The sequence below is a fragment of the Ramlibacter agri genome (assembly GCF_012927085.1).
GTDB classification, from domain to species: domain Bacteria; phylum Pseudomonadota; class Gammaproteobacteria; order Burkholderiales; family Burkholderiaceae_C; genus Ramlibacter; species Ramlibacter agri.
The window spans coordinates 2,336,952-2,362,571 of the sequence record NZ_JABBFX010000001.1 but is presented as its reverse complement, the minus strand read 5'-3'; the positions used below and the strand labels follow the sequence as shown (position 1 = coordinate 2,362,571).

The window sequence follows — 25,620 nt, the reverse complement described above, 5'->3', positions numbered from 1 at the left end:
ATTCGCAACAAAATCCGGCCGCCATTGCCAACAATGGCGGATATGGACAGCAGTGCGCCGCCGCCATTTGCGGCCTTCGACGAACCCAGCCCTTACGCCGCCACACCCCTGCGGCGCGCCATCACCGCCGCGACGCGGCCGCCTGAGCAGCAGGCGCTTGCCGGCTTGCTGGAGCAGGCGCGGCTGCCGCCGGAACTGGCGCAAGCCACGCATGCGCTCGCCGTGCGACTTGCGCAGAACGTGCGCGATCGCAAGGCTTCGGCCGGCCGCGCGGGCCTGGTGCAGAACCTGTTGCAGGAATACGCGCTGTCTTCGCAGGAAGGCATCGCGCTCATGTGCCTGGCCGAGGCGCTGCTGCGCATCCCCGACCCCGCCACGCGCGACGCGCTGATCCGCGACAAGATCGCGCAAGGCCAGTGGCAGGCGCACCTGGGGCGCAGTCCCTCGCTGTTCGTCAATGCCGCCACCTGGGGCCTGCTGCTCACGGGCAAGCTGGTCGCCACGCACAGTGAAAGCGGGCTCACCGCCGCCATGGCGCGCCTGGTCGGCCGCGGCGGCGAACCGCTGATCCGCAAGGGCGTGGACATGGCGATGCGCATGATGGGCGAGCAGTTCGTCACCGGCGAGACGATCCACCAGGCGCTGGAGAACGGGCGCGAACGCGAAGCCCAGGGCTTCCGCTACTCCTTCGACATGCTGGGCGAGGCGGCGCTGACCGCGCGCGACGCCGAGCGCTACCTGCATGCCTACGAAGAGGCGATCCACGCGATCGGGAAGGCGTCCGCGGGGCGCGGCATCATCGACGGCCCGGGCATCTCGATCAAGCTGTCGGCGCTGCACCCGCGCTATTCGCGCTCGCAGTACGACCGCGTGATGGGCGAGCTGTACCCGCTGCTGGTGCGGCTGGCGGCGCTGGCCAAGCGCTACGACATCGGCCTGAACATCGACGCCGAGGAGGCCGACCGGCTGGAGCTGTCACTGGACCTGCTGGAGCGGCTGGCCTTCGAGCCGCAGCTGCAAGGCTGGAACGGCCTGGGCTTCGTGGTGCAGGCGTACCAGAAGCGTTGTCCCTTCGTGATCGACTACCTGATCGATCTCGCCCGCCGCAGCGGGCGGCGGCTGATGGTGCGGCTGGTGAAGGGCGCGTACTGGGATTCGGAAATCAAGCGGGCGCAAATCGACGGCCTGGACGGCTACCCGGTCTACACGCGCAAGCCGTACACGGACGTCGCCTACATCGCCTGCGCGCGCAAGCTGCTGGCGGCGACCGATGCCGTGTATCCGCAGTTCGCCACGCACAACGCGCACACGCTGGCCGCGATCTACCAGCTGGCGGGGCCGGACCGCTGGCAGCCGGGGCAGTACGAGTTCCAGTGCCTGCACGGCATGGGCGAGCCGCTGTACGAGCAGGTGGTGGGCGAAGGCAAGCTCGCCAGGCCTTGCCGCATCTATGCGCCGGTGGGGACGCACGAGACCTTGCTGGCCTACCTGGTGCGCAGGTTGCTGGAGAACGGGGCGAATACTTCGTTCGTGAATCGCATCGCGGATACCTCGCTGGCGATCGACGAACTGGTGCGGGATCCGGTGGAGCAGGTGGCGCAGTTGGGGGGATTGCCGCATCCGGCGATTCCGTTGCCGCGCGATCTGTATGGGGAGCGCAGGAAGAATTCGCGGGGGATGGACCTGGCGAGCGAGGCGCAACTGGCGGAGCTGGGGACGGTGTTGCTGGAGTCACTGCGCGAACCCAGCCTGCGGAAGACCGGCGAAGTAATCCGGAATCCGGCCGACCATGGGGACATCGTGGGCCGGGTGGAAGAAGCCACGCCGGAAGACGTGCAACTCGCGCTCACCGCGGCCAGCGAGCATGCGCACGATTGGGCTGCAGTGGCGCCAGCAGAGCGCGCCCGCCTGCTGCGCGGCGCCGCCGACCGGCTGGAACAGGCGATGCCGCGCCTGATGAACCTCATCATCCGCGAAGCCGGCAAGACCGCATCCAACGCCATTGCCGAAGTGCGCGAGGCCGTCGACTTCCTGCGCTACTACGCCGCACAGGTGGAGGCCGAGTTCGACAACGCCACGCACCAGGCTCTCGGCCCCGTGGTGTGCATCAGTCCCTGGAACTTCCCGCTGGCCATCTTCACCGGCCAGGTGGCGGCGGCGCTGGCCGCCGGCAACACCGTGCTGGCCAAGCCGGCGGAGCAGACGCCCCTGATCGCGGCCGAAGCGGTGCGCGCCCTGTGGGAGGCCGGCGTGCCGCGCCATGCGCTGCAACTGCTGCCCGGCGGCGGCGAGACCGTCGGCGCGCCTCTCGTTGCCGATGCGCGCGTGCAGGGCGTGCTCTTCACCGGTTCCACCGAAGTCGCGCGCCTGCTCCAGCGCAGCGTGGCGGGCCGCACCGACGCGCGCGGCCGCCCCATCCCGCTGGTCGCCGAGACCGGCGGCCAGAACGCGATGATCGTCGACTCCTCCGCGCTGCCCGAGCAAGTGGTGGCCGACGTGCTGGTGTCCGCCTTCGACAGCGCCGGCCAGCGCTGCTCCGCCTTGCGCGTGCTGTGCGTGCAGGAGGACGCGGCCGACCGCCTGCTGGAGATGCTGCTTGGCGCGATGGCCGAACTGCGCGTCGGCCGGCCGGACCGGCTGGCCGTCGACGTCGGCCCGGTCATCGACGCCGAGGCGCAGGCCAACATCCGCCGCCACATCGAGCAGATGCGCGCGCGCGGGCGGCGCGTGCACCAGGTCGCCGGCCGCGCGCTGCATCCGCTGGATGGCGGCACCTATGTGCTGCCCACGCTGATCGAGCTGGAAAGCCTCGCCGAACTGGAACGCGAAGTGTTCGGCCCGGTGCTGCACTTCGTGCGCTACCGGCGCGAAGACCTCGACGGCCTCATCGCGCAGATCAACGCCACGGGCTACGGCCTGACCCTGGGCCTGCACACGCGCATCGACGAGACCATCGCCCGCGTGCTGGCCGGTGCGCATGCGGGCAATGTCTACGTGAACCGCAACATCGTCGGTGCGGTGGTCGGCGTGCAGCCCTTCGGCGGCGAAGGCCTGTCGGGCACCGGGCCCAAGGCGGGCGGTCCCCTCTACCTGTACCGGCTGCTCGCGCGGCACCCGCGTGGCGTGGCCGAGCGCTGGCTGGACGAGCCCCAGACACTGTCCGGCCCCACGGGAGAGCGCAACACCTGGCGGCTGGTGCCGCGTTCGGCCGTCCTCTGCCTCGCGGTGAACGACGACGACCGGCTCGCGCAACTCGACGCAGTGCGCGCCGCCGGCAGCCACGCCATCTGGCCGGCCGAGGCGCGGCTGCTGCTGCAGCGCCTGCCGGCCGACGCCCAGGCCAGCGTCTCGCTGGCCCAGGACTGGCGGCGGCCCGAAGTCGCCTTCGATGCGGTCCTGCTGCATGGCGGTGTTGGCGAACTCGCCGAAGTGCAGCGCGAACTCGCGCAGCGCCCGGGCCCCATCGTGGCGGTGGAACGCCTGGAGCCCGGCACGCGCGAGGTGCCGCTGGAGCGCCTGGTGGTGGAACGCTCGCTGAGCGTCAACACCGCCGCGGCCGGCGGCAATGCGTCGCTGATGACGATAGGCTGAAACGCCGGGCCTACGCCCAAGGGGCAGGAACTTTGGTGCGCTGGCAGAATCGCACTCGCCAAAGCCGCCACGGCTGTGGCTGCAGGAGGAACCGGCGATGGCATTCAGTGTCGAGGCGCGCGCCCGGGTGATCTTCGGCGTCCTGCTGCTGGCAGTGGCCGCGGCCGCCCTCGCCTGGTACCTGCTGGCCGCAGCGCGCTATCGCACCTACGAGATCCGCTCGCCGGATTCCGTCTCCGGCCTCATCACCGGCGCGCCGGTCGAATTCCATGGCGTCGAGGTCGGCCAGGTGCGCTCGGTGCGGCTGCTCGGCCCGCGCCAGGTGCGCATCCTCGCGGACATCCGCGACGACGCGCCCGTCAGCTCCGCCACCGTCGCCACCATCACGGGCCGCGGCCTCGCCGCGCGCGGCTTCACCGGCTACGTCTATATCAGCCTGGAAGACCGCGGCGCGGCCGGCCAGCCGCTGCAGCCCGCCAGCGGCAGCAGCTGGCCGCAGATCGCGGCGTTGCCTTCGCAGACCACCAGCCTGGATACGGCCATGCAGCAGCTGAACCAGAGCGTGCAGTCCGCCTCGGCGCTGCTGCAGGGCGTGCTGGACCCGGGCACCGTCGCTTCGCTCAAGCAATCGCTGGCCAGCCTGGATGAAGTGAGCCGCACGCTGTCGGCCCACAGCGCCCGCCTCGGGACCATCCTCGCCAATGCGGAGAAGGCCAGCGGCCAGGTGGGCCCGCTGCTGCAATCGAGCCAGGAGAGCGTGGTGCTGCTGCGCCAGCAGCTGCTGCCGCAGGCGCAGTCCACGCTGCGCGACCTCGACGCGCTCTCGGCTTCGATGGGCACCATCCTCGTCACCACGCAGCAGGCCAGCACGCGCGTCGAGCCGCTGCTGCAATCGAGCAACGACGCCGTGCGCGCCTTGCAGAACCAGGTGTTGCCGCAGGCGCAGCGCGCGCTGGTGCGGCTGGACCACTTGTCCACTTCGCTCGACGACGCCACCACGCGCATCAAGCGCGATCCGTCCGTGCTGCTGCGCGGCGGCGCCGAAGCGCCCGGCCCCGGCGAGGGGCCATGACGCCGCGGCGCGCGCTGCTCCTGGCCTGCCTCGCCGTCCCGGGCTGCGCCATCGTCGCGCCGCCCGAGCGCGCGACGGCGACCTCGCTGCTGGACGAACAGCCCACCGACCTGCCCCAGGGACGGCGACGCGCGCAGCCCTTGCTGGTGTACGAGCCGCAGACGCGGCCCATGTACGACACGACGCAGATGGCCTACACGGTGCGCGCGCACCAGGTCGCCTACTTCAGCCGAAACCTGTGGGGCGAGACGCCTTCGCAGATGCTGCATCCGTTGCTGCTGCGCTCGCTGGAGCGGACGCAGGCCTTTGCAGCGGTGCTCGCGCCGCCCTACACGGGCGGTGGCGCGCTGGCGCTGCACACGGAGGTGGCGGAGCTGGTGCAGGACTTCACGGACGATGCCGTGCCGGTGCTGCGCCTCGCGCTGCGCGTTCGATTGGTCGACGAGACGAGCGGCAAGATCCTGGGCACGCGCGACATCGCGCAGCAAGTGCGCATGCAGCAGAAGGCGCCGTCGGCCGGTGTGCTTGCGGCGAACCAGGCCGTGGCGTTGGCGTTGCGGGAGGTGGCGGCGTTCGTGCTCGAGACGGCGCCGTGATTGCGGTCACGGCAACATGCGGCGCAGGCTCGCATCCCTGATCACGAAGTGATGCCGCAAGGCGGCCACCACATGCACGGCAACCAGCGCTACGAGCGTCCACGCCAGCCACGCATGCAGCTCGATGAAAAACGGAAACAACGCCTCGTTCTCCGCCACGACGTCCGGCACCTCGAACCAGCCGAAGAAGGACAGCGGATAGCCGCCCATCGAGGACATGATCCATCCGGTCAGCGGCACCGCGAGCATCAGCGCATACAGCAGCAGGTGCATCACGTGCGCGGCGACTTGCTGCCAGATCGGCGCACCCTCCACGCCACGCGGCAACATGTCGACCAGCCGCCACGCCAGCCGCAGCGCCACCAGCGCAAGCGCCAGCATGCCGAAGGCCTTGTGCACGACGATCAAGGTGATCTTCTCGCGGTCGTAGCCGGCATCGGGCAGCGACACCATGTACAGGCCGAGCGCGGCCAGGCCGATGATCAACAGCGCCATGCCCCAGTGCAGCAGCATCGGCAGCACGCCATAGCGCGATTCGCTATTCCGCAGGGAGGTCAGGGCTTCCACGCAAACGATGATACGCGCGGCCCTCATTCCCAACTAAGTGAGCGCTAAGGGCCAGCTAAAGACGGCTTTCTACATTACATCCACGGACGACGAAACGCCGCCCGATAGACCCAAAAAGGAAACCGTCATGAATGCCAAGATCGCTGTCAGCACCCTCGTCCTCGCCTCCGCTTTCGCCGGTGCGGCGTTCGCCGAGTCGCCCCTGATCCCGAACGACCCGTTCGTGTCCACCAAGTCGCGCGCCGATGTCAACGCCGACCTGTCCGCGTACAAGAAGACGGGCGTGAACCCCTGGTCCACCTCGTACAACCCGCTGGCCAAGTTCCAGAGCGAGAAGACCCGCTCCGACGTGACCGCCGATTACCTGGCGTCGCGCGGTGAAGTCAAGGCGCTGACGGGCGAGGACAGCGGCTCGCAATACCTGGCGCAGCATCGCGTGCCGGGCCGCCAGGCGAGCACCAACCTCGCTGCGAAGTAAGCGGAGTGTGGCGCCCGCACGACTGCGGGCGCCCGCGTCCTGCCGCAACTCCCGACATGAGCCAGGGGCCACCCCCTTAACGCCGCGCCTGCGCTGCTGTACAAGAACGGCAGCCATCGCGGCGTTTGCCCGTGGCAGCAAGGGGGTTGCGATGACCCAAGCGGAACGCGAAAGGCGCCACCACGCCAGCCTGGAGCACATCAACCACGTGCGCCTCGTCGTCGGCCGGGGCGACCGGCTGCGCATCGACCACGAAGGCACGCTGCTCGAACGCGCGCGCCTGCTCTCCGAAGAAATGGCCTCCCACCTGGCCACCGAGCGCGGGCTCGCGGCCTTCGACCGGCTGCTGCGCATCGCGGAGGAAGCCGGCGCGCCGCAGGCGGCCGACATCGTCGCCTTCGTCGCCGCCGTCACCGAGGGCGAGCCCTTGCAGATGGCGACCTTGCGCGGCGTGGATGCGGCCGTAGGCGAAGACATGCTGGCCGTGCTCGACGCCTTCCGCTACGCGCGCGTCAGCCTCGCCTCACAAGTGGAAGGCGGCGCGGCACGCGTGTGCCGCCTGCTGCGCCAGCGTTGAATCAGGCCTTGTTGAAGCGCTTCCTGGCGTCAGCCAGGCAGTTGTCGCGCTCCAGGCCCAGCAACTCGCAGCGGGCCTTTTCGGCGGCGAAGCGCGCCGCCGGCGTTTCCGGCGCCTTGGGCTTCTTCGCCTCCTGCACGCGGACTTTCAGCTCCTTGCTGCTTTCCACCCGCTCGATCTTCGCCTGCCGCACCGCGGCGTCCCGCTGGACCTTGGCGTGTTCCAGGCAGGCGGTGCGCGCGGTGTCGCTCCTGGCGTCCTTGCAGCGCGCCTTGGCCACGTCGTAGTCGGCCGCGGCCTTGTCTTCCTTCGCTTCCCGCTCGGCGACGATGCGCCGCTGCGCGGCCTTCAGCGCGTCCTTGCCCACGCCGACGCCGGCGCCCGTGGCAAAAGCGCCTCCCGTCAGGGCCAGGCTCAGGGCCAGGCCCCAGCCCAGCCAGCGACGATTCCTTTTCCGATGCTGCATGAGCTCCATGGTGCAGCGCACACACGGCACCGGGCCGCCAGCCCAACTTGTCATTTGCTGTCGGAAGACGACGACAAAGGATCAGCCATGCGGCCTTTTCCGCAGCGGCGCCAGCAGGTCCTTCAGGCCGTTGTGGTCGATCTCGTGCATCAGCGCCAGCAGCCGCCCCAGCTCGCCCGGCGGGAAGCCTTCGCGCGCGAACCAGTTCAGGTAGTTGCCCGGCAGGTCGGCGATGAGCCGGCCCTTGTACTTGCCATAGGGCATTTCCACTTCGACCAGGCGTTGCAGGGGCTCCGTCATTCCGGCATTTTCGATCACTGCGCACGGCCCGAAATCTCCGCCCCCTGCGTGGGTTCCCCCTGCCATGTTAAGGTGCACAACCTCGGGTTTTCCCTAGCCCGTCTTTTTCTCCCCCGCCTCCATGCCCGAGACCCAGGAACTCCGTCCCTTCGCCTCCGAAGGCGCCTTCTTCCGCGCCGTGCTGGCGCTCGCCATCGGCGGCTTCTCCATCGGCACGGGCGAGTTCGTGATCATGGGCCTGCTGCCCGAGGTGGCGCGCGACATCGGCGCCACCATCCCGCAGGCCGGCCACGTGATCAGCGCCTATGCGCTGGGCGTGGTGCTGGGCGCGCCCGCACTGGCCGTGCTGTGCGCGGGCTGGCCGCGGCGGGCACTGCTGATCACCTTGATGGGCATCTATGCGCTGGGCAACTTCGCCTCCGCGATGGCGCCCGGCTATCTCACGCTGAACCTGCTGCGCTTCTTCACCGGGCTGCCGCACGGCACCTATTTCGGCGTCGCGGCACTGGTGGCGGCAGCGCTGGCGCCGCCTGGGCGCCGCGCCCGTGCCGTCGGCCTGGTGATGCTGGGCCTGACCGGCGCGACGCTCGTTGGCGTGCCGATCGCAGCCACGCTGGGCCAGGTCTTCGGCTGGCGTGCGGCTTTCGTGTTCGTCGGCCTGATCGCGGTGGCGGCCATGGTTGCGGTGCACCGCTGGGTGCCGCACATGGACGCGCCGGCCGGCGCCAGTCCGCTGCGCGAACTGCAAGCCCTGCGCAACCGGCAGGTCTGGCTGACGCTGGGCATTGCCGCCATCGGCTTCGGCGGCATGTTCTCGGTCTTCAGCTACATCAAGCCGACGCTGACGGAAGTGGCGGGCGTGCCCTTGTCTGGCGTGCCCTTCGTGCTGGCGCTGTTCGGCCTGGGCATGGTCAGCGGCAACCTGGTCGGCTCGCGTCTCGCGGACAAGGCGCTGATGCCCACCATCGGCAAGGTGCTGGTGTGGGCCATGATCGTGCTGGGCGGCTTCACGCTGGCCGCGCACCACTGGATCACCGCCTCGATCGCGACCTTCCTGATCGGCACCATCGTCGCCATCGGGCCGGCGCTGCAGATCCGGCTGATGGACGTGGCCGGCGAAGCGCAGACGCTCGCCGCCGCGCTGAACCACTCGGCCTTCAACTGCGCCAATGCGCTCGGCGCCTGGCTGGGTGGCGTCGCCATCGATGCGGGCCTGGGCTGGACTTCGACCGGCTGGGTCGGCGCGCTGCTGGGCGTGGCGGGCATGGGCATCTACTGGCTGGCGCTGCAGGACCAGCGGCGCGAAGCCGCGCGGCCCGTGCAAGCGCTCCAGTAAGACGCGCTACGCTCCGGCGGCGAGCGAAGCTTTCACTTCGGCCGTGTGCTCGCCCAGCAGGGGCGGCGCCCGGCGGATGCTGGCCGGGTTGGCCGACAGCCGGATCGGGTTGCGCAGCACTTCCACGCTGCCCGCGGTCGGATGCGCCACGCGTTCGACCATCTGCTGCACCACCGGATCGGCGAACACTTCCTCGAAATCGCGCACCGGCGCGAACAGCACACCCGCTGCTTCCAGGCGCTCGCTCCAGGCGGCGAGCGGCGCGCCCGCGAAAGCCGCGGCCAACCTTTGATCCAGCACGTCGCGATGCCGCATGCGCTCGCCGTTGCTGGCGAAGCGCTCATCCGCCAGCATGTCCTCGCAGCCCGTGGCCTGCGCCAGCGCGCGCCAGAACTTCTCCGTGTGGGCCACCACCATCACGTGGCGGCCGTCGGCCGTGGCATAGGTGTTCCAGGGCGAGAGCTGGTAGTGCGCGTTGCCCAGGCGTTCCGGCGTCTTGCCGGTGGAGAAGAAGTAGCCTTCGCGCGGCACCATCGAGAACACCGTCGCGTCGAGCATCGACACGTCCACGCGCTGGCCTTGCCCGCTGTCGCGGCGCGCATAGAGCGCGCCCAGGATGCCGATGGCGCCGAACAGCGGCGGGACGAAATCCGAGATGAGCATGCCGGTCTTCAGCGGGCCGCTGGCCGGCGTGCCGGTCAGCTGCATCACGCCCGACATCGCCTGGATCACCGGGTCCAGCGCCGGCCGGTCGCGGTAGGGGCCGTCCTGGCCGAAGCCGCTGAGCGCGCAGTAGACCAGCCCCGGGTTCGCGGCGTGCAAGGCTTCGTAGCCGATGCCGAGCCGCTCCATGGTGCCGGGCCGGAAGTTCTCCACTAGCACGTCGCTGTGCGCGGCCAGCGCCTGCAAGGTGGCGCGGCCCTGCTCCTTCTTCAGGTCCAGCACGACGCTGCGCTTGTTGCGGTTGACGCTGAGGAAGTAGTCGCTCTCGCCGGAAGGCCGGTTCCGGCCGATCTGCCGGCTGGAGTCGCCCTCGGGCGGTTCCACCTTGAGCACTTCCGCCCCCAGGTCGCCCAGCATCATCGTGCAAAGCGGCCCGGCCACCATCTGCGTCAGGTCCAGCACGCGGATGCCGTGGAGGACGCCGCGCGCCGGCTCCGCCGGCCAGTTCGCGACGAGCTCGCGCTTGACCACCTTGCCGCTCGCATTGGTGGGCAGCGCATCGCGCCGCAGCCACCAGCGCGTGGGCACCTCGAAGCGCGCCAGGTGCTTCCGTGCATGTTCGGTGAGCTCCTGCACGGTTGCGGCCGCGCCCTCGCGCAGCACGATCGCTGCGCCCACCTCTTCGCCGAGGTCCGCATGCGGCAGCGGCACGACGGCCGCCTCCAGCACCGCGGGATGCGTACGCAGGCAGCGCTCCACGTGCTGGCTGGCGATGTTCTCGCCGCCGCGGATGATGGTGTCCTTGCTGCGGCCGACGACGTAGAGGAAACCTTCGCCGTCGAAGCGGCCCAGGTCGCCGGAGGCGATCCAGCCTTCCGCGTCGCACACAGTCTCCGACTCGCCCAGGTAGCCGAGCGTGGCGGTCGGCGTGCGGGCAATGATCTCGCCCACGCCTTCCGCGTTGGCGCCGCGGATGCGCACCTCCACCGAGGCCAGCGGCCTGCCCACGCAGTTGGGCCGGCCCTCGAGGTCCGCGCCCGAGCCCGCGGCCAGCACGCCGCCGGCTTCGGTCAGGCCGTACATGCTGCCGACGCGCTTCGCAGTCTTCGGGAAAGCGGCCGCGATCTCCGCGCGCAGTTCGTGCGGAATCGCGGCGCCCCCCATGGGAATGCTGGAAAGGCTGCCGGTGTCGTAGCGGCCGAAGTCCTCGTGCCGGATCACCCGCGCCACCATCGTCGGCACCGCGCCCCAGGCGCGCACCTGCTCCGCTTCGATGAGGCGCAGCACCTGCACGGGCTCGAAGCGGCCTTCGGTGACCACCAGCTTGCCGCCCGAAAGCAGGGTCATGAAGGAGATCTGCACGCCGGCCAGGTGGAACAGCGGCATCGTCATCAGGCTGACCGTGCCCGGATGCCCGGGCGACAGCTCCGAAGGCAGCCGCCCCTGCAGCGCCAGCAGGTTCTGGATGTTGGCGATCACGCCGCGGTGCGACATCAGCACGCCCTTGGCCTGGCCGGTGGTGCCGGAGCTGAAGACGACCAGGGCGGGCGCATCCTCGTCCACCGGATCGACCTGCAGCGGCAGGGACTCGCCGGCTTCCACCAGCGGCCGCAATTCGGCGAAAGCAAGCCTGGCGAGGCCCGCGGGCAGCGCGCGCTCGGCACCGCGGTCGGTGATCACCAGCACCGGCGCGGACTGCGCGAGCGCATGCGCGGTCTCCTCATCGCTCCACCAAGCGTTGCCGAGGACCGCGGTCGCCCCGCAGCATTGCAGGGCCCAGAAGGCCACCAGCCACTCGACCTGGTTGTAGCCCAGCAGCATGACGCGATCGCCGGGCCGGATGCCCCGCCTGCGCAACACATCGGCGACACGCGCGACCGCCCGGGCGTGGTCGTCTCCGCTCAGGCGGCGCTCCCCCTGCACGAGGAAAGGCCGCGCGGCCCAGCGCTGCGCGTCCAGCAGCAGCTCGCCCAGCGAGCGCGGACGTTGCGCATACACGCGGCAGGGATGGCCGTTCACCACGCCGTCGACCACCTCGCGCGACCAGCGCGCGCTCATTGCCCAGCCTCCCGGCCGCCTGCCAGTGCGGCAAAGCGCGGTAGCCGCTGCTCCCGCTGCGCCGCCACGCCTTCGCGGAAATCCGGCGACTGCATGAACTCGCCGATCAGGCGCTTGGAATCCTCGACGCAGGCGCCCACGTCGGCGGCCATCAGCTCGCCGTAGACCTGGCGCTTCGTGCGCTCCATGGCGCGCGGCGAACCGTTGCGAGCGATGTTGCGGGCGATCTCGGCGATACGCGCCGCGAACTCGTCCTGCGCGAACACCGCGTTCAGGAAACCCATCGCGCGCGCTTCTTCCGCCAGGAACACGCGCCCGGTCAGCAGGACATCCATGGCATGCGTCACCCCCATCAGCCGCGGCAGCAACCAGGCCATGCCGTATTCCGCCGGCAGCCCGATGCGCGGAGCGACCGTGGTGAACTTGGCGCCTGCCACTGCATAGCGCAGGTCGCAGAAGCCGGCGATGGCGACGGCGATGCCGGCGCAGGCGCCGTTGATCGCGGCGAGCACCGGCTTGCGCAAGCCCCATTGCCAGACCAGGTCGTGGTCGAACTCCGGGCGCACGCCGTAGCCGGGCTGCGCGAAGCGTTCGCCGCGCACCGTGGCCAGGTAGTCCTTGTCGCCTTCCGCATAGAAATCGAGCGCGCCGAAATCGGCGCCCACGCAGAACTGGCGGCCGCCGCCCGTGAGGACGATGACGCGCACCTGCGGGTCGGCGTCGGCCTGCGCCATGAGGAAGCGGAATTCCTCGTTCATGCGCGCGGTCCACGAATTGCCGCGGCCCGGGCGGTTGAACTGCACGGTGGCGACGCCATCGGCATCGACCCCATAGGTGGTGACCTTGAGTTCCATGGCGCTCACTTCTCCGCCTTCACGCCCAGCGACGCCAGCAGCTTGCGCGAGGCCTCGGCGTCACGCTGGATCTGCTGCGCGAACTCGCGCGGCGCGGCCGGGGCGGCCTCTGCGCCTACCTTGTCCATCAGCTCCTTCATGCGCGGGCCGGCCTCGGCCTTGGCGATCTCGGCATGCAGGCGTTCGACGATCTCGGGCGGCGTGCCCTTGGGCGCGAGGAAGCCGTACCAGACGATCGCTTCCAGGTTGGGTTGCTTCAACAGCTCCGCCAGCGTGGGGATGTCGGGCATGACGGGCGAACGCTTCGCCGAGCCGATCGCCAGCCCGCGCACCTGCCCGGCCTTCATCTGCGGCAGCGCCGCGGGGAAAGAGGGCATGTACAGCGGCAACTGCCCGCCGATCACGTCCGTCATCGCCTGCCCCGTGCTCTTGTACGGAACGGCGGCGATGTCGACGCCCAGCTCGCGCTTGATCACCTCCATGTGCAGGTGGCTGGGCGTGCCGATGCCGGACGACGCGTAATCGAGCTTGCCCGGGTTCGCCTTGGCATAGGCCGCCACGTCCGCCAGGCTGCGGAAGCGCGAGTTCGCCCCCGTGATCAGCACCATGGGGATCTGGGCGACCTTGGCCACCGGCGCAAAGTCGTTGACCGGGTCGTAGCCCGCGCCGGACTGCAGGTAGGGCGCGACGGCGAAGGGCGCGTGCGCCGTGAACATCAGCGTGTAGCCGTCCGCCGGCGCGTGAGCCACGGCCAGGGCGCCGACCGTGCCGCCCGCGCCTTCGCGGTTCTCCACGACGACCGCGGTCTTCAGCTGCTCGGCCAGGCGCTCGGCGAAGCCTCGGGCCATGACGTCCAGGCCGGTGCCGGCGCCGAAGGGCACGATCACCCTCACGGTCTTGCCGGCCGGCCAGCCGCCCTGCGCCAGCGCCGCGCCTGCCAGGCCCAGGGCGGCGGTGGCCACCGCCAGGGCGCGAATGATCTTTCTCACGGGTGTCTCCTGCGTTGCGGGCCCGAGCTCGGGCCGATGCGCGGAATTCTAGGAAGCGTTTTGAAAAGCGTATAGCATTCGCATATGGAAACGGAATCGACCGGACGCGAACCGCCCCGCGCACCCACCCGGGCCATGCAGGCCATCGAGGCGCTGGCCCAGGCGCGCGCCCCCGTGTCGCTGGCCACCTTGAGCACGCAGCTGGAGTTGCCCAAGACCAGCCTGATGCACCTGCTGCGGGCCCTGGAGGCCGCGGGCTACGTGCGCCGCTTCGGCAATGGCTACAAGCTGGGCTCCGCCAGCTTCCGGCTGGCGGCGGCCATCGGCAGCGCCAACAGCTTCGAGGACCTGGCGGCCGACGTGCTGCAGGCCTTGCGGGACAGCACGCAGGAGACGGCGCTGCTGGGCACCTTCACCGAAGACCGCCAGTGCGCGCTCTACACGGACCGCCGGCCCAGCCCGCAAGCAGTGCGCTTCGCGCCGGAGGTCGGCGAGCAGCGGCCGCTGTATTCCACCGGCGTCGGCAAGCTGTTGCTGGCCTATTCGGAACCGGCCTTCCTGAACCAGTACCTGCGTGGCGTGAAGCTGCAGGCCCATGCCGCGCGCACCTTGCGGACCAAGGCCGCCCTGCGCGAGAACCTGGAGCGCATCCGCGCCGAGGGCGTGTCCGTGTCCATCGACGAGATGGCCGACGGCGGCTCCGCCCTGGCCGCGCCGGTGTTCGGGGCCGATGGCAAGCTGCGCGCGGCGCTGGTGCTGGCCGTGCCGACAGCGCGCTTCCTCGTGCATCGCGCGCACCTGGAGGCGCAGCTGCGCGCCGGCGCCCGCGACCTCTCGGGGACTGTGGTGGCCAGCCAAGCCTAGGTCCTTTAGCATGGCGGCCGGACCTGCCAACAGGAGTCCGCCATGCAGCAAGCCGGGGGCGTGCGCTACGCCCAGGTCGATCCCGCCTACTTCGCCCGCCGCGGCCTGCGCCGCTATGCCGGCATCTGGTCGCTGTGGGCGCTGGGCGTCGGCGCGGTGATCTCGGGCCATTTCTCCGGCTGGAACCTGGGGCTCGCCAACGGCTGGGGCAGCATGCTGCTGGCCACCATCGCCATCGCGGTGATGTACCTGGGCCTGACTTTCTCGCTGGCTGAACTCTCGCCGGCCTTGCCGCACACCGGCGCCGCCTATTCCTTCGCCCGCACCGCGATGGGCCCCTGGGGCGGCTTCCTCACGGGACTCGCCGAGAACGTGGAGTACGTGCTGACGCCGGCGGTCATCGTGTACTTCATCGGCAGCTACATGGGCGGCATCTTCGAGACGCCGGTCGCCTGGCAGCCGCTGTGGTGGCTGGCCTTCTACGTCGTGTTCGTCGGCCTCAACATCGCGGGCGTCGAACTGTCGTTCAAGGTGACGCTGGTGGTGACCCTGCTCGCGCTGGCCTGCCTCGCCGTCTTCTGGGCGAGCGCCCTGCCCCGCATAGCCTTCGCGCGCTGGGCGCTGGACGTCGGGCCGGGCGGCGTGAAGCTGGATGCGGGACACGGCCCTTTCCTGCCGCAAGGCTTGGGCGGCGTGCTGGCGGCGTTGCCCTTTGCCGTCTGGTTGTTCCTGGCCATCGAGCAACTGCCGCTAGCCGCCGAGGAGTCGGTGGATCCGCGGCGCGACATGGCGCCCGGCATCCTGTCCGGCATCGCCACATTGATCGCCTCGGCCTCGCTGATCCTCTGGTTGAATCCCTCGGTGCCGGGCGTCGGCGCGCACGCGCTGGCGAAATCGGGCGAGCCACTGCTCGATGGCTTCAAGGCGCTGTACGGCGCGGGCATCGCGAAAGGGCTGGCGCTGGTCGCCGTGCTGGGCCTGGTGGCGAGCTTCCACACCATCATCTTCGCCAAGGGCCGGCAGATCTATTCGCTGAGCCGCGCGGGCTACTTCCCCTCGGTGCTATCGCTCACGCACGGCCGCTGGCAGACGCCGCACCTGGCGATGATCGTGGGCTCGGTGGTGGCGCTGGCCGTGATGTACGCGCTGTGGTTGTCGCTGGGCGCCGAGCGTGGCGCGGCGGTGATCGGCGGGACCCTGCTGAACATGGCGGTGTTCGGCGCCATGTTCTCGTACATCATGCAGGCCGTGTCGTTCATCCTGCTGCGGAAGAACCGGCCGGAGATCGAGCGGCCCTTCCGCAGCCCGCTGGGCGTGCCGGGGGCCGTGGTGACGGTGGTGATCGCGGTCGTGACCTTGTATTACCAGTTGAGTGATGCCACGTATCGCGCTGGCGTGTTGTGGGTCGCGCTCTGGTATGCGGTGGCAGTGGCGTACTTCGCGGTGCATGGGCGCAAGAGATTGATCTTGTCGCCCGAGGAGGAGTTCGCGTTGCGGCGCGCGGCGTGATGGCGTGATGGCGTGATGGCGTAGGGTGCGCAGCTTGCTGCGCACCGCCTGACCATGAACCTCGCGCGGTGCGCAGCGGAGCTGCGCACCCTACGTGTTGGGTACGAGGATGCCGTGGAAGCCGAGCGGCATCGGGCGGTCCATGACCGCTTGCGCGACCGGTCCGTCAGCCAGGCGACGCGCATCGAACACGGACAACAGCATCGAGCGATGCTTCAGATCCAAAGCCGTGCCGATCACCCACGCCTCGCCTGCGCGCGTTCCGGGCACGAACACGTGCTCCTCCACCATCACATCCGCCCCATAGCGATAGCGATCCGCCTTGCCGCTGGTGACGTCCAGCCGCAGCACGCTGTCGAAGCCCGGGCGGCCGGCGCGCGCATCGACGCGCTCCGCCAGCAGCACCTGCGAGTAGCGGCGCCCGACCACGCGCGGATCCACCCGCGGGAACTCCGAGACGTGCGGCAGCAGTTCCTGCCGCGCCCGGCCGCTCGCCAGGTCCAGTTGCACCACCACCACCGAGACATCGGTACGCGTCTGCGCCTTTCCCTGCATCAACTCCTTGAGGCCGGTGGTCGCATGCCAGGCATCGTCGGAACGCACGTAATCCAGGCGGATCACGCCGCGGTCCTCGCAGGCGTTCCCGATGTGGAACACGAAGCCCGCCGGCAGCGTGAACCACTGCGGCTCTTCCAGCTTGTCCTTGTCCAGCACCAGCACGCGCATGCCCAACTGCGGCTTCCACACGTGGCTGTCCAGGAAGGTCTCGCCGGCCTCGGAGCGCGCGCGGTCGAACACCAGCGGCGGCAGCAGGAAGACGAGATACTTCTGCGTCACCGCGAAGTCGTGCACCAGGCTCATCTCCGGCACCTTCAAGGTGACCGCGTTCTGCAGGGCGCCGCGCGCATCGATCCGGTAGACCGACAGCAGGCCGGCCATGCTGCTGACGCCGAAGTTCCACAGCGTGCCGTCCGGCTCCACCTTCGGGTGCGCGGAGAAAGGCATGCCGGCGTACTCGGGCGACCAGGTCTTCAGCTCGCCGGTGTCCAGGGTCCTCGGGTCCATGCGCGTCGCCGAGCCGCCCTCCCACAGCGCATAGAACTCGCCGCCATGCTGCAGCACGCTAGTGTTGGCGGCATTGATCGCATCCGGCGAGTGCATCGGCTCCGCGCCCGGCGGATGGGTGCCGAAGGCCGCGCGCACCGGCCGGCCCGCGGCGCTGTCGGCCAGGAACTTCTGCGTGCGCACGAAGCGGCCCATGTGCGAGACGCCGTCGGGACCGATGGTGTACTTCTGCACCATGCCGTCGCCGTCGAACAGGTGGTGGTAGCGCTGGCCGCCGATCTCGTGGCGGGCCGGCCCGTTGCGGAAGTAGGCGCCATAGAGCGCGCTCGGGATCTTGCCGCGCAGCTTCAGCGGCATCGGCGCGGCGTCCTGCTGCAGGCCCGCGTAGCCCAGGGTCCAGGGCTGGCTGGCGCGGCTCGCTTCGAAGGCGGCGGCGTAAGCGTCCGGCACTTCGGAGGCGTGCGCACCGAAGGCCAGCGTGCCGGCGGCGGCGAAGAGGAAATTGCGGCGGTCCATGGCGGGTCTCCCTCTCAACGCAGGTGGATGGTGATGGTGGTGTCGGCGCGCACGTCGATGGCCGCGTCCGCGAAGGTCGGCGGGCCCATGCGGCCGACGGCGTCGCGGCTGAAGCCATAGCGCTCCAGCGGAATGCCGGCCGGGTTGGTGTCCAGCTTGCCGTTGCCGTTCTCGTCGTGGAAGACCGACAGCGCGTACTGCCCGGACTGCAGGTTGCGGTAGACCAGCACGGCCTTGGGGCCGGCCTGTTGGCGCTCGCCCTGCACCGGCGCCTTCATCCAGTTGTCGGCGCCATACAGGGCGCCCATCACCATGCCCTGGTCGGAGCGCGCATCGACCACTTCGACGGTGAGGTCGAACGCATGGGCGCCGGCGGCGATGGCGCCCAGCGCGCCGGCGGCCAGCAGTTGGCGGAAGGTGGATTGCATCTCGTGGCTCCTTGTCGGTCGTCGGGATGGGCGCACTGTAGGAAGCGCGCCGCCGGAGCCCCAGCGGGATGCGACGGAATGCGGAAAGCGCGGCGCGAAATGCAGGCGGCCGCGCGTGGAGTGCGCCGGTACCGAGTCGCGCCGCTCGGTGAAATCCCTGAGCGGGCTACGCAAAAAAGTACAGGGAAGCCGGGTTCGAGTATCGGCGTCGCGCCGCCGGAAGCCTATCGTCTGCTTGCCTCACCTACCGGCATTCAAGGAGACGAACATGAGACTGCAAACGACCCTGGCGCTGGCGGCAGCCTTTGCCCTGGCAGGCGCCGCCCATGCGGACACCGAACTCGTCATCGCCACCGTGAACAACGGCCACATGATCGAGATGCAGAAGCTCACGAAGTACTTCGAGCAGGCCAACCCCGGCGTCAAGGTCAAGTGGGTGACCCTGGAGGAAGGCGTGCTGCGCCAGCGCGTCACCACCGACATCGCCACCAAGGGCGGCCAGTTCGACATCATGACCATCGGCATGTACGAGACGCCGATCTGGGGCAAGAAGGGCTGGCTGCAGGAGCTGAAGCCCGACGCCGCCTACGATGTCGACGACCTGCTGCCCGCCATGCGCAACGGCCTGTCGGTGGACGGCAAGCTCTACGCCGCGCCCTTCTACGGCGAGAGCTCGATGCTGATGTACCGCAAGGACCTGGCCGACAAGGCCGGCGTGCAGCTCGGCGACCACCCGACCTGGACGCAGGTGAAGGACCTGGCCGCCAAGATCCACGACCCGAAGAACGGCGTGTACGGCATCTGCCTGCGCGGCAAGCCGGGCTGGGGCGACAACATGGCCTTCATCACCACCTTGGCCAACACCTATGGCGGCCAGTGGTTCGACGCCGGCTGGAAGCCGCAGCTGGAATCCAAGCCCTGGAAGGACGCGACCAACTTCTACGTCGACCTGCTGAAGAACTACGGGCCGCCCGGCTCCTCGGCCAACAGCTTCAACGAGATCCTGGCGCTGTTCAACGCCGGCAAGTGCGGCATGTGGGTGGACGCGACCATCGCGGCCAGCTTCGTCAGCGACCCGAAGCAATCCAAGGTGGCCGACAAGGTGGCTTTCGCGCAGGCGCCGACCGCCGTCACGCCCAAGGGCGCGAACTGGCTGTGGGCCTGGGCGCTGGCCATTCCCTCCGGCTCGAAGAAGGTGCCGGAGGCGCAGAAGTTCATCAGCTGGGCGACCTCCAAGGACTACATCGCGCTGGTGGGCAAGACCAATGGCTGGGCCACGGTGCCGACCGGGACGCGCAAGAGCACGTACGAGAACGCCGACTTCCTGAAGGCCGCGAAGTTCGCGCCCGCGGAGAAGGCCGCCATCGACAGCGCCAACCCGAACGACAGCACCCTGCCCAAGAGCCCGTATGTCGGCGTGCAGTTCGCCGCCATTCCCGAGTTCCAGGCGATCGGCATCGCGGTGGGGCAGCAGATGAGCGCGGCGCTGGCCGGCAAGACATCCGTCGACGCGGCGCTGAAGGCCTCGCAGACCGCGGCCGACCGCGAGATGAAGAAGGCCGGCTACTACAAGTAAGGGGTTCGCCATGAACCGCTTCCTGCCCCGGGCGCTGATGGCGCCGGCGGTGGCCGCGCTCTTCCTCTGGATGATCGTGCCGCTGGCGATGACCATCTACTTCTCGTTGATCCGGTTCAACCTGATGCAGCCGGAGGTGCGCGGCTTCGCGGGGCTGGGCAACTTCGAGTACTTCGTCACCGACCCGTCCTTCATGACGGCGGTGGTGAACACGGTGGTGCTGCTCGCCAGCGTGATCGCCATCACGGTGGCCGGCGGCATCGCGGTGGCGCTGCTGGTGGATGCGCCCTTCCCCGGACGCAGCCTGGTGCGGCTGCTGCTGATCGCGCCCTTCTTCGTCATGCCCACGGTCAACGCGCTGCTGTGGAAGCACATGATGATGAACCCGATCTACGGCGTGCTGGCGCAGGTCTGGCAGTTCTTCGGCCTGCAGCGGGTCGACTGGCTGACCGACCTGCCGCTCTTCAGCATCATCCTGATGGTGGCCTGGCAATGGCTGCCCTTCGCCACCTTGATCTTCATCACCTCGCTGCAGTCGATGAACCGCGAGCAGCTGGAGGCCGCCACCATGGACGGTGCCAACTACCTGCAGAAGCTGCGCTTCATGGTCATCCCGCACCTGGGCCGCTCGATCGCGGTGGTGATCATGATCGAGATGATCTTCCTCATGAGCGTGTTCGCGGAGATCTTCACCACCACCGGCGGCGGCCCCGGCGACGCCAGCACCAACGTGGCTTTCCTGATCTTCAAGCAGGCGCTGCTCAATTTCGATGCCGGCGTGGCTTCGGCGGGTGCGCTGTTCGCGGTGCTGCTGGCCAACGTCGCGGCGGTGTTCCTGATCCGCATGATCGGCAAGAACCTGGATTGACGCCATGAACGAGCCCGTCCCCCTGCACCTGGACGAAGCGCCGCTCGCGCTGCCCGTCGCCAGGAAGCGCGCCGCACTGCCCTGGACCATCCGCTACAACCTCGCGCTGGCGGTGCGCACCGCCGCCGCCTGGCTGGTCACGCTGCTGCTGTTCTTCCCGCTCGGGTGGATGGCGCTGACGGCCTTCAAGACCGAGCTGCAGGCCATCCAGGTGCCGCCGTTGTTCTTCTTCCGGCCGACGCTGGAGAACTTCGTCGAGGTGCAGCAGCGCAGCGACTACCTGCTCTATGCGAAGAACTCGGTCATCACCAGCGTGTGCTCCACGCTGATCGGGCTGGCCATCGCCGCGCCGGCGGCCTATTCGATGGCCTTCTTCCGCACGAAGAAGACGCGCGACATCCTGATGTGGATGCTGTCGACGAAGATGATGCCGGCCGTGGGCGCGCTGGTGCCGATCTACGTGCTGGCGCAATCGGCCAACCTGCTGGACACGCGCACCGGCCTGATCGTCGTCTTCACCCTGAGCAACCTGCCGATCATGGTGTGGATGCTCTACTCGCACTTCAAGGACATCCCGGCCGAGATCCTGGAAGCGGCGCGCATGGACGGCGCCACGCTGTGGCAGGAAGCGCGCATGGTGCTGCTGCCCCTGGCGATGGGCGGCTTCGCCTCCACCGGCCTCCTGTGCCTGGTGCTGGCGTGGAACGAGGCGTTCTGGGCCTTGAACCTGAGCTCCGCCAAGTCCGGCACTCTGGCGACCCTGATCGCATCCTATTCGAGCCCGGAAGGGCTGTTCTGGGCCAAGCTGTCGGCGGCTTCGCTGATGGCCATCGCGCCCATCGTCGTCTTCGGCTGGCTCACGCAGAAGCAGCTGGTGCAAGGCCTCACCTTCGGCGCCGTCAAGTAGCGCCCCAACCGGAAGATCCCCATGGCATTCCTGGCACTTCACGGAATCACCAAGACCTTCAACGAGACGCGCGTCATCCAGGGCGTGGACCTGGCCATCGAGCGGGGCGAGTTCATCGTCTTCGTCGGCCCTTCGGGCTGCGGCAAGTCGACGCTGCTGCGGCTGATCGCCGGCCTCGAGTCCATCAGCGACGGCACGCTGGAACTCGATGGCCGCGACATCACGCAGGTGCCGTCCGCCAAGCGCGACCTGGCGATGGTGTTCCAGAGCTATGCGCTCTATCCGCACATGACGGTGGAAGAGAACATGAGCTTCGCGCTGCGGCTGGCGAAGGCCGACCCGGCACAGGTGCGCGACAAGGTGGCGCGCGCGGCGCAGATCCTCAACCTCACGCCTTATCTCAAGCGGACGCCGCGCGAGCTCTCGGGCGGCCAGCGCCAGCGGGTGGCGATCGGGCGGGCCATCGTGCGCTCGCCCAAGGTCTTCCTGTTCGACGAACCACTGTCCAACCTGGATGCGGCCTTGCGCGGGCAGACGCGGGTGGAGATCGCGCGGCTGCACCGCGAGCTGGGCGCCACCACCATCTACGTCACGCACGACCAGGTGGAAGCCATGACGCTCGCCGACCGCGTGGTGGTGCTGCGCGACGGCCGCATCGAGCAGGTGGGCACGCCGCTGGAGCTGTACGACCGGCCGGCCAGCCAGTTCGTCGCGCAGTTCATCGGCACGCCGCAGATGAACGTGGTGCCGGCGCGCGGCCTGCCGCAACTGGGCGGCCTCGGCCCGCGGCTGCCGGGCGACGGCGCGGTGGGCTTGCGGCCCGAGCACGTCGCGCTGAAGCCGCGCGGCCAGGGCCAGTTCGACGGCCGAGTGGAACTGGTGGAAGCGCTGGGCGCGGAGACGCTGATCTATCTGAGCACCACCGCGGGCACGCAGCTGACCGCGCGCCAGAACACGCGCACCGAGCTGCACGCGGGCGACACGGTAGGCGTGGAGCTGGACCTGGCCTCGGCGCACCTGTTCGACGGCAAGGGGCACGCTATCGCGGTGCCGGCAGCGTAGGAGCGTCGACGTGCACGAACCCTTGCGCATGCTGCACCTGGGCCTGGGCGCCTTCCACCGCGCCCACCAGGCCGTCTATTTGCAGCGATTGCACGACGCCGGCGACCAGCGCTGGATCCTCGCGGGCGGCAACCTGCGGCCCGACATGATGGAAACGATCGCAGCGCTGCAGGCGCAGGGTGGCGCCTACACGCTGGAGACGGTGTCTCCGGAGGGCGAGCGCGCTTACCAGCGCATCACTGCCATTCGCGAGGTGGTGGCATGGGATGCCGCGCTGTCCGGACTGGTCCAGCGCGGCGCCGATCCGGCGACGCGCATCGTCTCCTTCACGGTGACGGAGTCGGGCTACTCGCTGGATGGCGCGGGCCGCCTGGACGAAGCTGCGCCGGAGATCGTGGCCGACCTCGCACAGGCGCGCGCCGGCCGCGCGGGCAGCACGATCTACGGCGCGCTGGCCGCGATCCTGCGCGCCCGCATGGCGGCCAACGCGGGCGGCCTCACCCTGCTCAATTGCGACAACCTGCGCCACAACGGCGACCGCGCCCGCGCCGGACTGGTCCGTTTCCTGGAGCTGGCCGGCGAAGGCCGCTTGCTGGACTGGATGCAGACCTCCACGACCAGCCCCAACTGCATGGTGGACCGCATCACGCCACGGCCGACGCCGGAAGTGGCGCAGCGCGTGAGGGCGGCGACCGGCGTGCAGGATCCGGCCGCGATCATGGCGGAGACCTTCCTGCAATGGGTCGTCGAGGACCGCTTCGCCGCCGGTCGCCCCGACTGGGAGCGCGTCGGTGTGGAGATGGTGGCGTCGGTGGATGCGCACGAGGAAGCGAAGATCCGCATCCTCAATGCCACGCACAGCTGCATCGCCTGGGCCGGCACCTTGGCAGGCTATCGCTTTATCCACGAAGGCACGGCCGATGCGCGCATCCGCCGCTTCGCCTACGACTACGTCACCGAGGACGTGATCCCGGTGCTGAGCCCCAGCACGATCAAGCTCGCGGCCTACCGCGACGTGGTGCTGCAGCGCTTCGGCAATGCGGCGCTGAACGACACCAACCAGCGGGTCGCGATGGACGGCTTCGCCAAGATCCCGGGCTTCATCGCGCCGACCGTGCGCGAGCGGCTGCAGCGCGGGCAGGACATCGGCGCCGTCGCGATGCTGCCGGCGCTGTTCCTGGCCTGCCTGCAGCGCTGGCATCGCGGCGAGCTGCCCTACGCCTACCAGGACCAGGCGATGGATCCGGCGGTGGCGCACGCCATCTGCGCCGACGTCGACCCGTGCGCGGCGCTGGCAGCGGAGCCGACCTTGTGGGGCGAGCTGGCCGGCGACGAGCGCCTGACCGAAGCGCTGCGGCGGGCGTGGTCGCGGGTGGCGGCCTTCGAGCGCGAGGTGTCGTGATGTTTGCGTGCGGGACCTCGCCGGTGTAGCGTCCCGCCATGGCCACCCGCCGCCCCCTGCCCCGCCAGCGCCAGCCGCAGCTGGAGCAGCCCTACTCCCGCAGCCCCGAGCTGGGCTACGAACCGCCGGAGACAGCGGGCTTCATCCGCTGCCTGGCGCACGGCTTTCCCAACCCGCTGGTGCGCTGGCACTGCCACGAGGAATACGAGCTGCACCTGATCGTGGCTTCCTCGGGCAAGGCCTTCGTCGGCGACTACATCGGCCAGTTCCAGCCCGGCCACCTGGTGCTCACCGGCCCGCGGCTGCCGCACAACTGGATCTCCACCGACGTGCCGGACGGCGGCATCGCGGTGCGCGACCTCGTCATCCAGTTCCCGCACGCGCCGCTGGAACAGGCCGCGGCCGGCATCCCCGAGCTGGGCGAGGTGCTGCCCTTGCTGCAGCGGGCGCGGCACGGCATCGAGTTCTTCGGCCTGGCGGAACACGCCGAAGCCTGCTGGCACCAGGTGAAGGCCAGCCGCGGGCTGGTGCGCATCGGCACTTTCGTGGCCTTCCTCGGCACCTTGGCGCGCTGCACGGACTACCGGCTGTTGTCGCAGGCGCAGTTGCAAAGCGCGGACACCGACCTGCAGCTGGGGCAGATCGACGCGATCGTCAGCCGCCTGATGGACGACCTCGCGCATCCGCTGTCGGCGGCCGACCTGGCGCAGGAACTGGGCATGAGCGAAAGCCGCTTCTCGCGCTTCTTCCGCCGCGCCACCGGCAACACCTTCACCGACTTCGTGAACCACGTGCGCATCAACCGCGCCTGCCAGCTGCTGATGGAGTCGGACCGCTACATCACCGACATCTGCTACGAAGTCGGCTTCGGCAACGTCGCCAACTTCAACCGCCGCTTCCTCGACATCAAGGGCGTGACGCCAAGCGAGTTCCGGCGGCAAGTGGACCATCGCTTCGGCTCATAGGAACTGCCGGAACTGCCGGAACTGCCGGAACTGCCGGAACTGCCGGAACTTCGGGAACTTCCGGACGCAAAGGTCGCAAAGGTTGCGCAAAGGACGCAAAAAAATTCAAAGGGCTTTTTTGCGTCCTTTGCGTACTTTTTGCGACCTTTGCGTCCCGAAGTTCAAGCCGCCACCGCCTGCGCGCCCTCCACCGGCACGCTCCCATCCGGCCGCGCATAGGTCCCGACCAGGATGCCGCTCGCCAAGCCGCGCTCGCGGATCGCCGCCAGCACGTCGTCGCGGCCCGGCTTGCCTTCGAAGGCTTCGCCCGGGCCCAGCGCGAAGAGCTGGAAGGCGTAGCGGTGTTCGCCATGGCCCGGTGGCGGGTCGGGGGGCAGCCAGCCGGCGCGCAGGTAGGAGTTGCGGCCTTCGTGCACGTGCCGGCCTTCACCAGCCGGGCCCTTGATCGCGCCTTCCGGCAGGCCGCCGTCACCCGCCGGCAGGTCGACAACGATGGCGTGCACCAGCGGCTCGGAGGTGGGCGCGTCCGCGTCTTCCACCACCAGCACCAGGCTGGCCGCGTTGGCCGGCACGCCCTGCCATTGCAGCGGCGGCGATTCGCCGTCGCCGTCGGCCGTGTAGCGCGCCGGGATGGGCCCGTGGTCGGTGAAGGCCAGGCTGGAGATCTGCAGCGTCCCATGGCCGCCGCGCAGCCCGCAGCGGTTGAAGGCCAGCTTGTCCAGGCCGGCGCGGCGGTCCCGCAAGGCGTGGCCCACGACTTCGGGCAGTTTCTCCAGCATTGTCTGTTCGCTCCTTGCCCCCAGATGTACCGGGAGCGCCCTGCCCGGGCTGTCGGACGGCACGCCGAGCCGTAAGCGCCACGGGCGGGCAACTACTGCTGACCTGGACGCCGCCCGGAGTTACCATGCGCC

23 protein-coding genes are annotated in these 25,620 nt (G+C 69.5%); 14 read left to right on the top strand and 9 right to left on the bottom strand.

Going from position 1 to position 25,620, the window contains the following annotated elements; genetic code table 11:
* Positions 1-42 precede the first annotated feature (42 nt).
* The 3 genes from putA (at position 43) to HHL11_RS11400 (ending at position 5,259) form a co-directional block, all read left to right on the top strand.
* Positions 43-3,591: a trifunctional transcriptional regulator/proline dehydrogenase/L-glutamate gamma-semialdehyde dehydrogenase gene (gene putA / locus HHL11_RS11410; protein ID WP_205964252.1), complete on the top strand. Its 3,549-nt coding sequence runs from the start codon at positions 43-45 to the stop codon at positions 3,589-3,591.
* Between the two features lie 97 nt (positions 3,592-3,688).
* Positions 3,689-4,663: an MlaD family protein gene (locus tag HHL11_RS11405; protein ID WP_169418495.1), complete on the top strand. Its 975-nt coding sequence runs from the start codon at positions 3,689-3,691 to the stop codon at positions 4,661-4,663.
* A complete protein-coding gene (locus tag HHL11_RS11400; RefSeq protein WP_169418494.1) occupies positions 4,660-5,259 on the top strand; it encodes an ABC-type transport auxiliary lipoprotein family protein in 600 nt (199 codons plus the stop codon). The genes HHL11_RS11405 and HHL11_RS11400 overlap by 4 nt, the downstream gene beginning before the upstream one ends.
* 6 nt (positions 5,260-5,265) lie before the next feature.
* On the opposite strand, the gene HHL11_RS11395 is transcribed toward HHL11_RS11400, so the two are convergent.
* Positions 5,266-5,826, bottom strand: a complete 561-nt coding sequence (locus tag HHL11_RS11395; protein WP_342593202.1) for a cytochrome b — start codon at positions 5,824-5,826, stop codon at positions 5,266-5,268.
* A gap of 127 nt (positions 5,827-5,953) precedes the next feature.
* Between HHL11_RS11395 and HHL11_RS11390 the strand changes: the two genes are divergently transcribed.
* Together HHL11_RS11390 and HHL11_RS11385 are read left to right on the top strand one after the other, a co-directional pair.
* Positions 5,954-6,304, top strand: a complete 351-nt coding sequence (locus HHL11_RS11390; protein ID WP_169418493.1) for a DUF4148 domain-containing protein — start codon at positions 5,954-5,956, stop codon at positions 6,302-6,304.
* Between the two features lie 151 nt (positions 6,305-6,455).
* Positions 6,456-6,881, top strand: a complete 426-nt coding sequence (locus tag HHL11_RS11385; protein ID WP_169418492.1) for a DUF7673 family protein — start codon at positions 6,456-6,458, stop codon at positions 6,879-6,881.
* A 1-nt stretch (position 6,882) separates the two neighbouring features.
* On the opposite strand, the gene HHL11_RS11380 is transcribed toward HHL11_RS11385, so the two are convergent.
* Positions 6,883-7,347: a hypothetical protein gene (locus tag HHL11_RS11380; RefSeq protein ID WP_169418491.1), complete on the bottom strand. Its 465-nt coding sequence runs from the start codon at positions 7,345-7,347 to the stop codon at positions 6,883-6,885.
* Positions 7,348-7,428: 81 nt separating this feature from the next.
* Positions 7,429-7,647, bottom strand: coding sequence for a DUF3820 family protein (locus tag HHL11_RS11375; RefSeq protein WP_169418490.1), 219 nt, complete (start codon positions 7,645-7,647; stop codon positions 7,429-7,431).
* Positions 7,648-7,768: 121 nt separating this feature from the next.
* Here HHL11_RS11375 and HHL11_RS11370 point away from each other — a divergent pair, with 121 nt between their 5' ends.
* The gene (locus HHL11_RS11370) at positions 7,769-8,983 is read left to right on the top strand and encodes an MFS transporter (RefSeq protein ID WP_169418489.1); all 1,215 of its coding nucleotides are present in this window, start codon (positions 7,769-7,771) and stop codon (positions 8,981-8,983) included.
* A gap of 6 nt (positions 8,984-8,989) precedes the next feature.
* Here HHL11_RS11370 and HHL11_RS34355 read toward each other — a convergent pair whose 3' ends face one another.
* The 3 genes from HHL11_RS34355 to HHL11_RS11355 are packed head-to-tail and all read right to left on the bottom strand — an operon-like array spanning position 8,990 to position 13,547.
* The gene (locus HHL11_RS34355) at positions 8,990-11,704 is read right to left on the bottom strand and encodes a CoA transferase (protein ID WP_169418488.1); all 2,715 of its coding nucleotides are present in this window, start codon (positions 11,702-11,704) and stop codon (positions 8,990-8,992) included.
* On the bottom strand, positions 11,701-12,558 hold the full coding sequence (locus HHL11_RS11360; protein ID WP_169418487.1) for an enoyl-CoA hydratase-related protein: 858 nt from the start codon (positions 12,556-12,558) through the stop codon (positions 11,701-11,703). Before HHL11_RS11360 ends, HHL11_RS34355 begins: the two co-directional genes overlap by 4 nt.
* Positions 12,559-12,563: 5 nt before the next feature.
* Positions 12,564-13,547 (bottom strand): tripartite tricarboxylate transporter substrate-binding protein, encoded by a 984-nt coding sequence (locus tag HHL11_RS11355; RefSeq protein ID WP_169418486.1) that lies wholly within the window; start codon positions 13,545-13,547, stop codon positions 12,564-12,566.
* An 84-nt stretch (positions 13,548-13,631) separates the two neighbouring features.
* Here HHL11_RS11355 and HHL11_RS11350 point away from each other — a divergent pair, with 84 nt between their 5' ends.
* Together HHL11_RS11350 and HHL11_RS11345 are read left to right on the top strand one after the other, a co-directional pair.
* Positions 13,632-14,411: an IclR family transcriptional regulator gene (locus tag HHL11_RS11350; RefSeq protein ID WP_169418485.1), complete on the top strand. Its 780-nt coding sequence runs from the start codon at positions 13,632-13,634 to the stop codon at positions 14,409-14,411.
* Between the two features lie 42 nt (positions 14,412-14,453).
* Positions 14,454-15,920: an amino acid permease gene (locus tag HHL11_RS11345; RefSeq protein WP_169418484.1), complete on the top strand. Its 1,467-nt coding sequence runs from the start codon at positions 14,454-14,456 to the stop codon at positions 15,918-15,920.
* Positions 15,921-16,010: 90 nt separating this feature from the next.
* On the opposite strand, the gene HHL11_RS11340 is transcribed toward HHL11_RS11345, so the two are convergent.
* Positions 16,011-17,501, bottom strand: a complete 1,491-nt coding sequence (locus tag HHL11_RS11340) for a carotenoid oxygenase family protein (protein ID WP_169418483.1) — start codon at positions 17,499-17,501, stop codon at positions 16,011-16,013.
* 14 nt (positions 17,502-17,515) lie between these two features.
* Positions 17,516-17,929: a DUF2141 domain-containing protein gene (locus HHL11_RS11335; protein WP_169418482.1), complete on the bottom strand. Its 414-nt coding sequence runs from the start codon at positions 17,927-17,929 to the stop codon at positions 17,516-17,518.
* Positions 17,930-18,197: 268 nt separating this feature from the next.
* Here HHL11_RS11335 and HHL11_RS11330 point away from each other — a divergent pair, with 268 nt between their 5' ends.
* Genes HHL11_RS11330 through HHL11_RS11305 form a run of 6 tightly spaced genes read left to right on the top strand, consistent with a single transcriptional unit; the run spans position 18,198 to position 24,709 of the window.
* Entirely contained in the window at positions 18,198-19,505 is a 1,308-nt protein-coding gene (locus tag HHL11_RS11330; RefSeq protein WP_169418481.1) for an ABC transporter substrate-binding protein, read from the top strand.
* A gap of 10 nt (positions 19,506-19,515) precedes the next feature.
* The gene (locus HHL11_RS11325) at positions 19,516-20,373 is read left to right on the top strand and encodes a carbohydrate ABC transporter permease (protein WP_169418480.1); all 858 of its coding nucleotides are present in this window, start codon (positions 19,516-19,518) and stop codon (positions 20,371-20,373) included.
* 4 nt (positions 20,374-20,377) lie between these two features.
* Positions 20,378-21,280 carry a carbohydrate ABC transporter permease gene (locus HHL11_RS11320; protein ID WP_169418479.1) on the top strand — a complete coding sequence of 301 codons (903 nt, stop codon included), beginning with the start codon at positions 20,378-20,380 and terminating at the stop codon, positions 21,278-21,280.
* A gap of 21 nt (positions 21,281-21,301) precedes the next feature.
* Positions 21,302-22,342, top strand: coding sequence for an ABC transporter ATP-binding protein (locus HHL11_RS11315; protein WP_169418478.1), 1,041 nt, complete (start codon positions 21,302-21,304; stop codon positions 22,340-22,342).
* A 28-nt stretch (positions 22,343-22,370) separates the two neighbouring features.
* Positions 22,371-23,744, top strand: coding sequence for a D-arabinitol 4-dehydrogenase (gene dalD / locus HHL11_RS11310; RefSeq protein WP_169420010.1), 1,374 nt, complete (start codon positions 22,371-22,373; stop codon positions 23,742-23,744).
* 38 nt (positions 23,745-23,782) lie between these two features.
* Positions 23,783-24,709: an AraC family transcriptional regulator gene (locus HHL11_RS11305; RefSeq protein ID WP_169418477.1), complete on the top strand. Its 927-nt coding sequence runs from the start codon at positions 23,783-23,785 to the stop codon at positions 24,707-24,709.
* A 161-nt stretch (positions 24,710-24,870) separates the two neighbouring features.
* Here HHL11_RS11305 and HHL11_RS11300 read toward each other — a convergent pair whose 3' ends face one another.
* The gene (locus HHL11_RS11300; protein ID WP_169418476.1) at positions 24,871-25,488 is read right to left on the bottom strand and encodes a YbhB/YbcL family Raf kinase inhibitor-like protein; all 618 of its coding nucleotides are present in this window, start codon (positions 25,486-25,488) and stop codon (positions 24,871-24,873) included.
* Positions 25,489-25,620: the final 132 nt, after the last annotated feature.